Here is a 13,962-nt window from a genome sequence, read left to right as displayed (position 1 = left end):
CCTCACTTCGTCGGACGGCAGCAGCCGGTTACCTCGGTGCCGCGCGGCGTCTCCACACCGGCTGAGCATAGGCTCTGAGGCTGTCGCGACGCGCTAATTCTGTCAGTCGACGCAAGTTAATCTCTGGAAGAGCAATTTCTCGTGACAGGACACCAAGTCGGTCCCATCGTTAGGAGACTATTGTCGCCAAGTGACATCCTTAGGGGAGTTTGGCTCAAGGGGGGGGGCTGTGGGTACGAAGGATGAGCCTCCTGGTCCTGCACGAAGCTGCTGTCCGACCTGGCGGCAGAGTGCCTAAACCGCAGCGCCACGCTGAGAACTGGCGACGGCCCAATAAAGGTTGCGCTGACCACCTGGCTATTCGGACAGGCTGTCAAAACAAACGGGTCGTCACTGGAGCGTGACCTATGAGGTCGCCAACGGCAAATCGATAAAAGCCGAAGCCCGGAACACATGCTTCGCTAGTGACATTTCCGGGGCCACTGTTTGAGGATGTTCCGTATAGCTTGTTAGGCGACACCTCATGTCGATACGGAGACATCCGCATGACAAAGCCCTAGCCTTCTATGACACGTTTTGTTTTCGCTCTACTTTTCTTGCTCGGCACGATACAGCTATTGTTCGAGGGTCTTGCTAGCATCCAAAAACTCATCAAGATCGCCACGGATTACTCCGCGATCTCGTTGAGTGCCGCTACTTCGATCGCTGTAGTTCATTCGGCATCATTGTATTGAGCGGGAACTCTGCGAGTACATCAATCGGTTTCTTCTTCTCGCTAGTATTTTGTAGCAATTCCCGGCAGGCTGTCGGTACATTTTCGCATAGTGCTTTAAGCAGGGCGTCATTCAAGCGATCGTTTCTTTCAGTCACAACTTGGGAGGTGGGTGTGCTTTCTAAAGAAGCCATGAGTACGGAAGGCGAGTTGTTCAAGGCGCTTCTCGATTTTGCCGAAGTCACCCCACTGCTGGCGTCCACGCCGGAAACGGTGACGGCGAACTTGCCCAAGGCGCGCGAAGTAGTGGGGCAAATTGCTGCTCTAGGCCTGAGCCCGGGTTATGCTGATTATTTCAAGGCGTCTGAGGAGCGGTACGCGCACTACCTGGCCGCGGCTATAGGCCTGTTCAAGCCCGCGAGCAACATCTTAGATGTGGGGAATGCGCCCGGCCATGTCGGAATTGGACTGCACCTGCTAGGACATAAGGTCCGCGGCCTGAATATGAGTGCAGAATACCGGTCCAACTATGCGTCTCCAACGTGGTTGACCGAATTCGACATCATCGAAACGAATTTTGAGCACAATCCGATCCCCGTCCCCGATCAAAGCTACGACGCGGTGATGTTTACCGAGGTTTTCGAGCACATCGCGACTCGAAATCCTGTTGAAGTACTTTCCGAATTGAAACGAGCTCTGCGCAAGGACGGCCTGCTTATTTTTTCCACCCCAAACGTTTGCAACATCTCCAATATTTACGCGCTTCTGCACGGCCACAATATATTCTGGGACAAGGAGATTTTTTACGGGAGCCTTGATCGACACAATCGCGAGTTCACGCCGGCAGAGGTGCAGCGCTGTTTTGCAGAAGCGGGATTCGACGTCGTTGAATTCTGGGGGATGAACGATCATTCGAATTGGCGAGGGGGTGGCAACGTGTTCGCGTACGATTTCACCGCGAAATACGGCACAGATCATCCCATGCTTCGAAATACGACTGTCGCTGTCTATCGCAAGCGAGACTCGTAGAGACCTAATTGCGCCGGAGCGCGTCGTTCGCGTTTTGTTGCTGACGGTGACTCAGTGAACGGCCGGTCAAAGCCCCAGTGCCACGGCCAAGAGCCATTTGAAGTCCGATAACCGAGCTGTCGCCCGTTTCGGATCAGGTGTGGGTGGCCGTATGCCCGAGCACGAGCCTGTTCCGTGGCCTTGGCTGGCCGATACACGGGCATCAGGCGGGGCCGTGGCTGCGCCGGAAAAGAGCGACTTGGGGCCGCATCGCAACGGATTGGGCCGTGCCGGGCACTAACTGAGCGGAGCGATGAGGCAGTCCCACCGTCGCGAGCAGCACCGATGTATGGTGACGCCCAGTGTGCGTGCCCACCTTGGGAGAAAGCTGAAAATGCCGGCTCAACCGGGTTTCAAGCTCGCCGTTCGGATCGCGACATGTTGAACGCGTCGAGCCATCGGCAGCCCTCATGAAAGTCAGGTTTGCCCATCAGCTGCGCGCGATTGCGGCGCTATCGGTGGTCATCAACCACTATTGGGGCATCTTCTTTGCGCCCGGCGTGCGCGCGTTGATCGGGACGCCGGCCAGTTTTGTGCCGTTGAAGCCGGCCTATACGCAGCACGTATTGTCACCGGCATGGGGCGGATTCTTCTACGGCGTTTTCGGTGTCGCCGTGTTTTTTCTGATAAGCGGATTGGTCATACCGATAAGCCTTAGGAATATTTCAACCGGTCAATTTCTGACGAGGCGGTTCTTTCGCATTTATCCCGTCTACTGGTTCTGCCTGTTGATAAGCATTGCCCTGTATTTCATCTGTTCGTGGTACTGGTCGACACCGCTGTCTGACCGCATCAGCCTCTCGTTCCTGGCAAGGAATATCCCGCTCGTCCACAGCGCGGCTGGTTTGCCTTCACTGGATTTCGTGAGCTGGTCACTGGCGGTGGAGATCAAGTTCTATGTGATCTTTGCGCTGGTGAGCATGCTCGGAAAAAGTGCCCATCAAGTCATGCGGCTGTCCATTGGCTTGATGGCCTTGTGCTGCATCGTTGCTTTCTGCGCGACTCATGGGATGAATTCCCTGTCCTCTGTTTCATATGCGGTATCGGACATGAAGTTCATCACATTCATGTTCCTTGGCTGCCTGTTTTATTACGTCCTCTATCGCGAGCTCAGCGTAAAGGTCGCGCTTAGTTATGGGGTCATCGTCTATGCCTTGTTCGTGACGATCAATTCCTTCTATGGAACAGGCTTCTTTGGGCCGCTGACAAAAAATTACACTTATGCATTGATGCTGTTCTCTCTGTGCTATCTGCTTCGAAGCAGGTTCAAGGAAAACAGGGTCATCGACTTCCTGGCCGACATCAGCTTTCCGCTCTATCTGGTTCACTCCATGATCGGCTACGTCGCCATGCCCATCCTGATCAGCAGGGGCATAACCTTCACGTTCGCCTGGATGATCAGCCTGGGCCTGACCATTCTCGTCGCCTTCCTTGTCCATCGGTATGTGGAAATTCCCGCAAACAACTTCGGCAAGAAGCTGTCCAGCCCCAAGCAAAGCCAGGCAGCCAAATGCGGTCAGTTGGCTTGAGGGTAATGCGAGATAAGAGCCTTCGAAACGCGACGGACATAAAGGTCAGCGCAAGCTGTGTGCCGTCTAGGTGTGCGCGCGCCGTTTCCGGTATTCCCGTGGCGTGATGCCCAGGTTGCGCTTGAAGGTCGCCAGCATGCGCTGCTCGTCACCGAAACCGCAACGCCGTGCGATCGATTCGATACCGTCACTGGTTTCGTCGAGAAGTCGTTGAGCCGCCTCGAGCCGGAAAAGCTCGATGGTCTTCCCTGGGCTCCTGCCAATTCTCTGCTTGTAGCTACGCGAAAAATTTCGCGGACTCATGTGCACGCGATTGGCCAGTGTCTCAATGTTCAAATTCTCGTTGGCGTAATGTTCCACCAACCAAAGATGCAGGGCGTCGAACGAGTTGGAGTTCATGGCCTGTGCCTGCAGTGCTTGACTGAACTGCGGCTGCCCTCCCGTCCGCTTGAGGTAGACGACAAGCTTTCGCGAAATCTGCATGGCAAGTTCGTGACCATGATCGTCTTCGACCAGGGCCAGGGCCAGGTCGATTCCGGCGGTGAATCCGGCGGACGTCCAAATCGGATCGTCGCGAACGAAGATGGCTTCTTTTTCCACCTCCAGCGTGGGATACGACGAAGCAAGCAGGTCGCGAGCCGCCCAATGAGTGATCACGCGGCGATTTTGCAGGAGACCGCCCTCGGCGAGAAGAAAGGCGCCGGTGCCGACTGACGCTGTTCGGCGCGCCCTCGCTGATGCGTTTTGTAACCACGCAACGATGCGCTTGTTCTGGAGCATCCGCTCGACATTGGTCGACCCCGGCACGACGATCGTGTCAATCGCAGCCTCATCGAAGTCCGACAATAATTCGGTCTGGATGGGGACTCCCTCGATGCCGACGACAACACCTGCATCGGGGCTTACGATATGGGTCGCATAACCCACGCTACCGGGCAATCGCAGGTAATGCATGGCGGACCGGAATACCGTGATAGGTCCGACCATGTCCAGCATTAACACGCCATCGAACGCGAGAAACAGGACTGTTTTCGTCTGCATGCGGCGATCCCCGAAGCAAATTTCTGGCTGTGACCACGCTTCGGGCCGCAAACTATGGCTAGCGCCAAATCCTGCCACCGTTAACCGCCAAACACAGGCAGCACGCTGCGCAAGTTGACTCTTGCTTGAAACAAGCGCGCTTTCACCGTGCCCAAAGGTGTGCCAGTGATGGTGGCCACCTCGTCCAGGCGATGACCTGCGCCGTAGACCAGCTCGAACACCAGGCGCTGGTTCGGAGTAAGCCGGGCCAGGCCGTTCGTGATCCAATCACGCAAGTCGATGCCATCGCGGTCGCTCGAAGGGAAGGGATCAGGCGTGGCGTTATCTCCATTGACGGGCTCGCGAGCACGCTGACGCAGCGTCTTGCTTCCCACGCAATAGGCGATGCCAAAAATCCACGTGGACACGAGTGATGCCTGTTGAAAGTTCGCTGCCTCTTGCCAGACGACCCGGAAGCATTCGTTGATGACCTCATAAATCATTTCTGCGTGTCGGGTCAGGTGGTACAGGAACTCACATAGCCGCTCGTGGTAGCTGTCGTAGAGCGTCGCCAAAGCGTCGCGATCGCCATGGGCGATGCGTTCAAGAAGCAACCTATCCCTGGCTTCGGCGCCTTGCTTTCCATCGAAACGGGCATTCATGGACTTTCCGATACCTACGTTTGCCTGCCTGTCGGCTGCGCAGTCTTGATCTCCGACAGGGGAGCTTCGATCTCGACAAGTACAAGGTGGGGGGCCGGGGCCATGGCAAGAAGGCAGAACGCATACGCTGCCTTCGGCTTCATTCCTTTGAATCACGGCGCCAAATGGGCTTTGATCTCGGCGGACATCTGGCGGATCGCGGCCTGCGGCTCGGGAGCGGCCTGGATGCCGTTCAACAGCACGAAGTCGTGGATCATCCCGTTGTAGCGCGTGGCGATCACCGGGACGCCGGCCTCTTTGAGCTTGCGGGCGTAGGCTTCGCCTTCGTCGCGCAGCGGGTCGTTCTCCGCCGTGATAACGAGCGCAGGCGGAAGCCCACTCAACTCCCGCAAGCTGGCGCGCAGCGGCGACACGTAGGGGTTGTCACGGGTCTTGCTGTCGGGTGCGTACATATCCCAGCCGTATTTCATGAAGGCGCGGGCAAGGAAACGCCCGGTGCCGAACTCACGGTAGGAGGCGGTAGCCATGCCGGCGTCGGTGGCCGGGATCATCAGCACCTGATAGCTGATCTTGGGGCCATTGCGATCCTTCGCCATGAGCGCCAGCGCAGCGGACATGTTGCCGCCCACCGAGTTGCCGGCCACTGCGATGCGGCTGCCATCGGCGCCAAACTCGTTCGCGTGGGCCGCGACCCATTTGAGTACGGCATAGGATTGATCGAGCTGCGTGGGGAAGCGAGCCTCCGGCACGGTGGTGTACTCCACAAACACGCCGATCTGGCCGGAGCCAACGACCAGGTCGCGCAGCAGGCGCTGATGGTTGTGGAAATTTCCGACGATCCACACACCGCCATGAATAAACAGCAGCACACCCGGCGTACCGGTCACCTGCTCAGGCTTCATGATGTAGACCTTCACCGTCTGGCGGTCCTGAGTGATGGTCTGCTCGGTGATCGTTACTCCCGACATGTCGACGAGGGTCTTGTCCTGCAGGCCCGTCAGAATTTCTTGCGGCTTGGGCTGGGGAAGCTCCCAGAATGCGCTGGATTCTTTGTCGGTGTCGCGCAGGAAAGCACGAACTTGGGGATCGATCCGGGGATCGTTTGAGGCATCGGGCTCTGCAAAGACGGCTTGAATCATAAGGACTGCTCCCACGGCTCGTGTTGCGATCGAATAGTCGCGCTTCATGGTCGTTCTCCATCCAAAAACTGGACGGAGAGAAGCTAGTCCGCGAGCAGAGGGCGTCGCTTCTGCCATTTGACCAGTCTGATGACTGGAGCACTCGGGCAGGCTGAGCGTGGATTCGTGCGAGCGGGACGTAAGTACTTATCAACGAGTGCCCTGATCGCACTGAGCCATGAGCGTGCACAGTGTCGGCAACGACATGGCCACATTTCTGTTTCACGCAGCACGTTCGCTGCGAGCGTCGTCAGCTTTGCTCTTCGGAGAAAATCGCCACTTCGAGCAATAGAACTGGGCCAGCCTCTTCTGCGCAGTGAAGCCAGGAGCGAGCCCTCAAAAGCAGCTCTTTCATGTAAGCGTATCGACAGGGTTAGGGTTAATCATCGAGTCGATGCGACCGACATGCGCACCTGACCTGGTCGCGACGACTTAGCCGAGCGGTCGCCGCCCGGCAACATCCAGGCTCACGCATGTGCAAGACCCAACATCAGATGTCCCGAATGCATTCTGCGAACTTGGCGGCCTTTAAATTCGCCAGCCAAGCGATGTTCGACACTGTTTTAGTAGCGCCCCTGCGCCGGTTGTGGGATGAGCCAAAGCACAAGAAATACCCGGCCTGAAGGGCACGGACAGTCCACGAGCGCCGCCCGATCTGCATCGCTAGCCCTGCAAGGTCGACAAGAGGACATCGCCCTCATTGACCATCTGTTCGATCGGGTCGATCAGGGCGGAGCGGCGCTAGTTATCAGCGGCGAAGCCGGTATAGGGAAATCCGCGCTGCTCGAAATAGCCAAGCACCGCGCAATCGAGCGCGATTTCACCGTACTGAACATGACCGGCGTTCTCGCCGAAGTCCATTTGCCTTACGCTGCGCTGGAACAAGCGTTACGTCCATTCGGCAAGCAGATTGCAAGTCTGGTGCCTCGCCAGCGATCGGCATTGTTGTCCGCATTCGGCATGCAAGATGAGGGTGGGGCGCCCGATCTCTTCCTGGTGGCGCTCGCGACCTTGTTTGTTCTCAGCGAAAGCGCCACATGCGCACCCATCCTGTTCGTTGCAGACGACGTCCAGTGGCTGGATCAGGCAACTTATGACGTCCTGTCTTTCATCTCGCGCCGGCTCAGCTCGGACCCCATCATTCTTCTGGTTGCCATACTCGATGGTTTTGATCGCCCATTCGGCGACCCCGACACTTTGCGACTCAGGCTTTCGGCGCTCAACGATGCCGACGCGGAGCATCTCCTTGACGCCCACGCACCGGGCCTTTCGCCTGACCTGCGCAGCCGATTCCTCATGGAGGCTGCAGGCAACCCTTTAGGCCTGTTGGAGCTGCCTCACGCCGATCGCACGACCGATGCCGGCGACACGACATGGCTTCCCTTGACGGAACGCCTGGAGCGCACCTTCTCATCGCGTCTACGCGATCTTCCCGATACGGCCCGCACGCTGTTGTTCGTGGCGGCGGAAAACGATGAACCATCGCTCGAGGAAGTTTTGCGTGCCGGCGACATGGTGGTGGGTGAACGCGTGGGCGTGCATGACCTGGCGCCGGCCATTGCCGCCAAGCTGATCGAGGTGGACAGAACGGAGGTGCGCTTTCGGCATCCACTCGTTCGTTCCGCGCTCCATCAGGTCGCCGACCTGGCCACACGCCAGCGGATTCACGGCGCACTCGCGGCAACCATTCGCGGCCAGCTGGATCGTCAGCTGTGGCATCGCGCGGCTGCCATCATCGGCCCGGATGACGAACTCGCAGACGAGTACGATCGCATGGCGGAGCGCGCCGTACGACGCGGCGCCGTTGCGATGGCCATCGAGGTGTTTGAAAACGCGGCCCGACTGAGCACGACCGCAGAAGCCAGAAGCCACAGGCTCTTGCGGGCTGCCGAACTTGCTGCCGATCTGGATCAACCGGACGTGCTGGAGCGCCTGCTGCGCCAGGTCGATGTGGATGAGTCGGACCAGCTCGCGACCGTGCGTATCGATTGGTGCCGAGAGATCAGCAAGCCACCGGCGGTGTATGACCCCGCGAAAGTCGCGGCACTGGTTGGCTTCGCTGCGCAGGCCGAAGCCGCCGGTGCGAAGGACCTGGCCATCAATCTTCTCTGGCGCGCCGGGCAACGCTGCTGGTGGAGCAGTGCGAGCGAAGAACTCCGGGCGAGCGTTCTGGCTGCGGCAAACCGGTTGGGCTTGCCAGACGGCGACTTACGCATGATCGCCATCTGTGCCTATGTCGAGCCGCTTCGATGCGGCCGCAGCGTGCTCACAGCGTTGCAACAGCTCTCACCGATAGATCACTGCGATCCTTCGATCGCGCGAATCCTCGCAACCACCGCCAACATCATTGGCGCGTTCGATTTCAATGTGAGCCTGCTCGCCGAATTCAGTGCCGCGTTGCGTGCACAGGGGCGACTGGGCGAACTCGCCCGCGTACTTTTTACGCGAGGGTGGGCAGAAATGGAGATCGGCAACTGGGCGGGCGCGATGCGAGAGGCCGAAGAATCCGCGCGGCTCGCCGAGGAGACCGGTGAAACCCTGTGGATGGCGGCAGCCACCATCCTGAAGGCCATGCTGGTGGGCATGCAGGGCAACCTGGACCAATCCGAAGCGTTCGCCGCGCAGGCGGAGCGCCTTCTGCTACCGGTAGGTGCCGGATTTCTGCGCGCGATGTTACAGATCGCACGAGGCGCGTCTGCCATCGGAGCGGGCCAGCATTGGTTGGCCTATGAGCAACTGCAGCGTGTATTTGCGCCCGCCGACCCAGCCTTCAATTCAGGCCTGGAGTCTTTCGCGCTGGCGTATTTCGTGGAAGCCGCCGTTTTTTCCGGCAGCCCCGAGTCGGGCTGTCGTGTCATCGATCAGATCGAGCGCGCCGCAGCCCCAATGCCCATGCCATGGGTTCAGACCATGCTGTACTACGGCAAAGCATTGCTCGCTGCGCCCGAAGACGCTGAGCATTGGTATCTGCAAGGCCTTGGGCCAGCCGCGAAACACTGGCCATTTCTGCGAGGACGTCTTCTTCTGGCTTATGGCGGATGGCTGCGGCGCCAGCGCCGGTCCGCCAACGCGCGGGCTCCACTGCGTGAGGCGCGCGAAATCTTCGATGCGCTCGGCGCCTCACCCTGGAGCCATCGTGCGCGCGAAGAGCTGCGTGCTTCGGGCGAATGCAGCCGTCAACGAACCGAGCGCATGTGGGAAACGCTGACCCCGCAGGAGCTTCATATCGCGCAGCTCGCTGCCGAAGGGCTCTCGAACAAGGAAATAGGTACCAGGCTGTACCTGTCGCACCGTACGGTCGGATATCACCTGCATCGCATTTTTTCGAAGGCCGGCATTACGTCTCGGTCGATGCTGGGTGCCATGCTCGTCGGAGTTGAAAATCCGGCAGGTTGATGGCGGACCTCGCCCGCGGATTGGTGAGGCAGTGGCCTCCTTGGCATAGCAGATTTGGTGCCCATGCACTCGGCGAAGCGCCGTTACTGCGTGCCACATTGCGTTGATGCATTGCAGCAAAACAAGGATTTTTGTCGTTGCCAGGCGCTTCGCGCGTCCTCAACACTGGCTTCGGCTGCGGTGCGCTGCATCCGGCTTCCGGACTGCGTGAGACCTGTGACAGCACGATTGCCGATAGATCGTGCCGGTCAGGACCACGGCATCCACACAATCGCATCTCTCTTACGCAACCCACGCAATGGCGGAGGTGTGAGTGTGCGCGGCGTTCCGTCCGGATCCCGCACCCGCCTTCTGGCGGTGCCTGGTGTGTTCGTTTGGGAGAAAGTCGCATGACGAAGAAATGTCTGCTCTCGAAACAAACTGACGATTCTTGGCAATTTCGGCACGACGAGGTGCTGATCGGCGACATCGAAGCATTTCACCGAAAGAGCATTTGCATCGATACGTCGCAGTCGTATGCCTCGAAAGTGGCGGCGCGACGACGACGCAGGAATGCAGCGGAAGCGAGGCAAAGGTCCCGCTGGCTGGACCCTTTGTTCCGGATCTACTGAGTGCGCGGGCAGGAAACATCACAAGGTCAGTTACTGGCTCAGATCGAACATCAGTGACGCATGGTGCGATTGGATAGTGGAGAACCAGTTGATGCTGCATTTTCAGTTGAGCACGAACATCTTCGTTATCGTGCGTCGAGAGAAAAGAGTCCTGCTGCTGGGACAGAGCCATACCGGCTGGCAGGGCAGTTTTTCAAACCTGCCGGCCGGTTTACATCATGGCGGCGATCCATTGGTCGTGGCTGCGGCACGGGAGCTCCAGAAGGAAACCGGGTTGATGGCTGCGCCAGATGGGCTTCGCCTGGCGCATCTCATGCATTTTCTGTCCAGCGAGAGCGGAGCAGAGTGGTTGGGCGCATTTTTCCTTGCCGAGCGCTGGGCGGGGGAGCCGCGGCTCATTGAGAATGGCAAGTACAACTATCTTGGCTGGCATGATCCCAGTCGACTTCCTTCAGACGTGATTCCGCATACAGCGTTGGCCATCAAGCGCGCCCTTGATGGCGTGCGATATTCGGACTTTGGCTGGGCAGAACGATTGACCTGTTTTGGGGAGCAGGGCGATTAGGGCAGGTTATCGCGGGCAGCGTCCTCTTCGCGCTTGCCAGTGCCAAGGTTAAGGACTCTCGATACCAGTGCCGCCCCGGACCGCTTGACTCTGGACCTTGATCAAAGGTCTAGACTTGGCCCCATGAACACACCCCACACCTCCATGACCATCGGCGCCGTTGCCCGGCGCGTCGGCGTCGCCATCGACACCATTCGCTACTACGAGCGCGAGGGGCTGTTGCCCGAGCCGTTGCGCCGGGCTTCCGGCTATCGCAGTTATGACGAAGGGGCGGTGCGGCAACTGCGATTTATTCGTCGCGCGAAGGATCTGGGCTTCACGCTCGAGGAGATCCGCGATTTGCTGGCCTTGTCGGCGGATCGCCATCGGGGCGTCAAAGCGGTGAAGAAACGCGCGGAGGAACGGCTGGCCGCCATCGACGAGCGCATCGCCGAACTGACCCGCGTGCGCGATGGCCTGGAACAACTTATCGAGGCATGCCCGGGCCACGGCTCGCCGGATCAATGTCCCATCCTGAAGGCGTTGACCGATCAGGAAGACGAGGCATGAGCGGGGAGAAGCATGCATGCTGCAGCGCCAACGCAGCGGCCGAGCCGGCGGTGATATCGACTTGTTGCGGCACAGACGCGGCAGAGCCCGCACACCACCAGCATGATCACGGCTCATCTCACCACCACGCGCCTGCGATGAAAGATCCCGTATGCGGCATGACAGTGGATCCGGCCCACGCCAAGCATCACGCCGAACACGGTGGCGCGACCTACTATTTCTGTGCGCAGCGCTGCAAAGAGAAGTTTCTCGCGGAGCCAACGCGCTATTTGAATCCAGTCTCTGAGCCGACGCCGGTCATCGCAGGCGCGATCTACACCTGCCCGATGCATCCGGAAGTGCAGCAGATCGGTCCAGGCCATTGCCCAAAGTGCGGCATGGCCCTGGAACCCATGATGCCCAGCCTCGAAGACCACGGCCACGAATTGCGTGACATGTCGCGCCGCTTCTGGACGCTTGCCGCGTTGACGCTGCCGGTGTTCCTGCTGGCGATGGGGTCGCATCTGTTCGGCTGGCAGTTGCCGGCGCCATGGCATGCATGGTCCGCGTGGGCGGAGGCCGTGCTGGCTACCATCGTGGTGTTGTGGGGCGGTGCGCCGTTCTTCGCGCGCGGCTGGCATTCGCTCAAACCGTGGTCGCCGAACATGTACACGCTGATCGCGCTCGGCACCGGCGTGGCGTGGTTCTACAGCGCCGCCGCGTTTCTCATGCCCTCGTGGTTCCCTGCGGGGTTTCACGATATGCATGGCCGGGTGGGCGTGTACTTCGAATCGGCGGCGGTGATCGTCACCCTGGTCACGCTCGGCGATTTCCTCGAGCTGCGCGCGCGACGCCGCACGGGCGCGGCGCTCAAGGCCTTGCTTGGGCTGGCGCCGAAGACAGCGCGGCGCATCGAAGCCGACGGCACCGAACATGATGTGCCGATCGAAGCCGTCCACGCCGGCGATCACCTGCGCGTGCGCCCCGGCGAAAAAGTGCCGGTGGACGGCGTCGTGCTCGACGGCAGCAGCCATGTGGACGAGTCCATGCTCACCGGTGAGCCCATGCCTGTCGTCAAGCGCAAGGACGAGCAGCTGACGGGCGGCACGGTGAACCAGGATGGCGCGCTGCTCATGCGCGCGGAAAAAGTTGGCGCCGCTACCGTGCTCTCGCAGATCGTGACCCTGGTGGCGCAGGCCCAGCGCAGCAAGGCGCCGCTGCAACGCGTGGCCGATCGCATTGCCGCATGGTTCGTGCCTGCCGTGGTTGCGGTGGCGGCGCTGGCCTTTGTGTTGTGGGCCTGGCTGGGGCCCGAGCCCAGGCTTGCCTATGCGTTGATTGCGGCGGTATCCGTACTGATCATCGCGTGCCCGTGCGCACTCGGCCTGGCCACACCGATTTCCATCATGGTGGCGAGCGGTCGCGCCGCGCAGAACGGCGTGTTGTTCCGCGATGCGGCAGCCATTGAATCGCTGCGCGCCATCGACACGCTGGTGGTCGACAAGACCGGCACGCTGACGGAAGGCAAGCCTGCGCTGAAGGTGGTCGTGAGCCTGGGTGAGGTGCCGCGTGCGCAATTGCTGGGCATGGCAGCAGCCCTGGAACGGCTCAGCGAACATCCGCTGGCGCGAGCCATCGTCGTTGGCGCGGAAGCGGAAGGCATCGTCGTGCCGCAAGCCTCGCAATTTCGCAGCGTGACGGGTGCCGGTGTGGAAGGCGAAGTGGACGGACACGCGGTGACGCTGGGCAACCATCGTCTGTTGTCCAATGCCTGCGTGCCGCTCGACGACGAGGTGGGCGCGCGCGCCGATGCATTGCGCGGCGAAGGGGCCACGGTGATGTTTCTCACCATCGATGGCGTTCTCGAAGGCCTGATCGCCGTGGCCGATCGCATCAAGCCAAGCACGCCGCAGGCGCTTGCGGACCTGCGGGCGCAAGGGCTGCGTATCGTCATGCTCACCGGCGACAACCTCGCCACGGCGGGCGCCGTCGCCAGTGCGCTTGATCTCGACGAAGTGCATGCGGACATGTCGCCTACCGAAAAAGCGGAAGTGATCCAGCGTCTGCAGAAGCAAGGCCACCGGGTGGCGATGGCAGGCGACGGTATCAACGACGCCCCGGCATTGGCCGTCGCCGATGTCGGCATCGCCATGGGCAGTGGCACTGATATCGCGATGGAGAGCGCGCAGGTGACTCTGGTGAAGGGTGAGTTGAGCGCGATCGTGCGAGCGCTAGCGCTGTCGCGCGCCACGGTGCGCAATATCCGCCAGAACCTGTTCTTCGCTTTCGTCTACAACGCCGTGGGCGTGCCATTGGCCGCGGGCCTGCTATACCCGTGGTTGGGCGTGATGTTGTCGCCGATGGTGGCTGCCCTGGCGATGAGCCTGTCGTCGGTGTCGGTGGTGGGCAACGCGCTGAGGCTGCGGCAGGCGTGATAGTTGTCACCTGCGATGGTTGACGCCGCGCCCTGCCGCCAGAATGGGCGCGGACGGATGATTTCTCCCGCACCGATGGGGTGCGGGGAGACATCATCATGAACGTGATCAACAACTCGCGCAGCACGCTGGAAAAGTACATGCCCTTGCTGGTGGGTTTGCTCGCCGCGTGGCTTGCCGGCAAGGCGATCAAGAAAATGTTCTGGACCGCGTTCGGCATGTATTGGGCGCTGAAGGCGACGGGCATCCACTTCTGAG

Annotated in this window: 10 protein-coding genes; 7 read left to right on the top strand and 3 right to left on the bottom strand. The window is 60.1% G+C overall.

Going from position 1 to position 13,962, the window contains the following annotated elements:
• Window positions 1–886: 886 nt before the first annotated feature.
• Window positions 887–1,741 carry a class I SAM-dependent methyltransferase gene (locus AC1DE1_RS03285; protein ID WP_477175807.1) on the top strand — a complete coding sequence of 285 codons (855 nt, stop codon included), beginning with the start codon at window positions 887–889 and terminating at the stop codon, window positions 1,739–1,741.
• Between the two features lie 449 nt (window positions 1,742–2,190).
• Window positions 2,191–3,309, top strand: coding sequence for an acyltransferase family protein (locus AC1DE1_RS03280; RefSeq protein WP_477175806.1), 1,119 nt, complete (start codon window positions 2,191–2,193; stop codon window positions 3,307–3,309).
• 66 nt (window positions 3,310–3,375) lie between these two features.
• Here AC1DE1_RS03280 and AC1DE1_RS03275 read toward each other — a convergent pair whose 3' ends face one another.
• The 3 genes from AC1DE1_RS03275 to AC1DE1_RS03265 all read right to left on the bottom strand — a co-directional run bounded on the left by AC1DE1_RS03275 (window position 3,376) and on the right by AC1DE1_RS03265 (window position 6,178).
• The gene (locus AC1DE1_RS03275; RefSeq protein ID WP_477175805.1) at window positions 3,376–4,350 is read right to left on the bottom strand and encodes a GlxA family transcriptional regulator; all 975 of its coding nucleotides are present in this window, start codon (window positions 4,348–4,350) and stop codon (window positions 3,376–3,378) included.
• 80 nt (window positions 4,351–4,430) lie between these two features.
• Complete coding sequence (locus AC1DE1_RS03270) at window positions 4,431–4,991, bottom strand: RNA polymerase sigma factor (RefSeq protein WP_477175804.1); 561 nt, start codon at window positions 4,989–4,991, stop codon at window positions 4,431–4,433.
• 152 nt (window positions 4,992–5,143) lie between these two features.
• The gene (locus AC1DE1_RS03265) at window positions 5,144–6,178 is read right to left on the bottom strand and encodes an alpha/beta hydrolase (RefSeq protein WP_477175803.1); all 1,035 of its coding nucleotides are present in this window, start codon (window positions 6,176–6,178) and stop codon (window positions 5,144–5,146) included.
• Window positions 6,179–6,760: 582 nt separating this feature from the next.
• On the opposite strand from AC1DE1_RS03265, the gene AC1DE1_RS03260 reads away from it, so the two are divergent.
• The 5 genes from AC1DE1_RS03260 to AC1DE1_RS03240 all read left to right on the top strand — a co-directional run bounded on the left by AC1DE1_RS03260 (window position 6,761) and on the right by AC1DE1_RS03240 (window position 13,961).
• Window positions 6,761–9,565, top strand: coding sequence for a helix-turn-helix transcriptional regulator (locus tag AC1DE1_RS03260; protein ID WP_477175802.1), 2,805 nt, complete (start codon window positions 6,761–6,763; stop codon window positions 9,563–9,565).
• A gap of 702 nt (window positions 9,566–10,267) precedes the next feature.
• Window positions 10,268–10,741: an NUDIX domain-containing protein gene (locus AC1DE1_RS03255; RefSeq protein ID WP_477175801.1), complete on the top strand. Its 474-nt coding sequence runs from the start codon at window positions 10,268–10,270 to the stop codon at window positions 10,739–10,741.
• Window positions 10,742–10,864: 123 nt separating this feature from the next.
• Complete coding sequence (locus AC1DE1_RS03250; RefSeq protein WP_441603412.1) at window positions 10,865–11,290, top strand: MerR family DNA-binding protein; 426 nt, start codon at window positions 10,865–10,867, stop codon at window positions 11,288–11,290.
• Window positions 11,291–11,427: 137 nt separating this feature from the next.
• A complete protein-coding gene (locus tag AC1DE1_RS03245) occupies window positions 11,428–13,704 on the top strand; it encodes a heavy metal translocating P-type ATPase (RefSeq protein ID WP_477178896.1) in 2,277 nt (758 codons plus the stop codon).
• Window positions 13,705–13,802: 98 nt separating this feature from the next.
• Complete coding sequence (locus AC1DE1_RS03240; RefSeq protein ID WP_441603410.1) at window positions 13,803–13,961, top strand: hypothetical protein; 159 nt, start codon at window positions 13,803–13,805, stop codon at window positions 13,959–13,961.
• Window position 13,962 lies beyond the last annotated feature (1 nt).

Source organism: Dyella sp. 05T440 (genome assembly GCF_056395965.1).
This window is presented reverse-complemented; position numbering and strand designations above follow the sequence as displayed.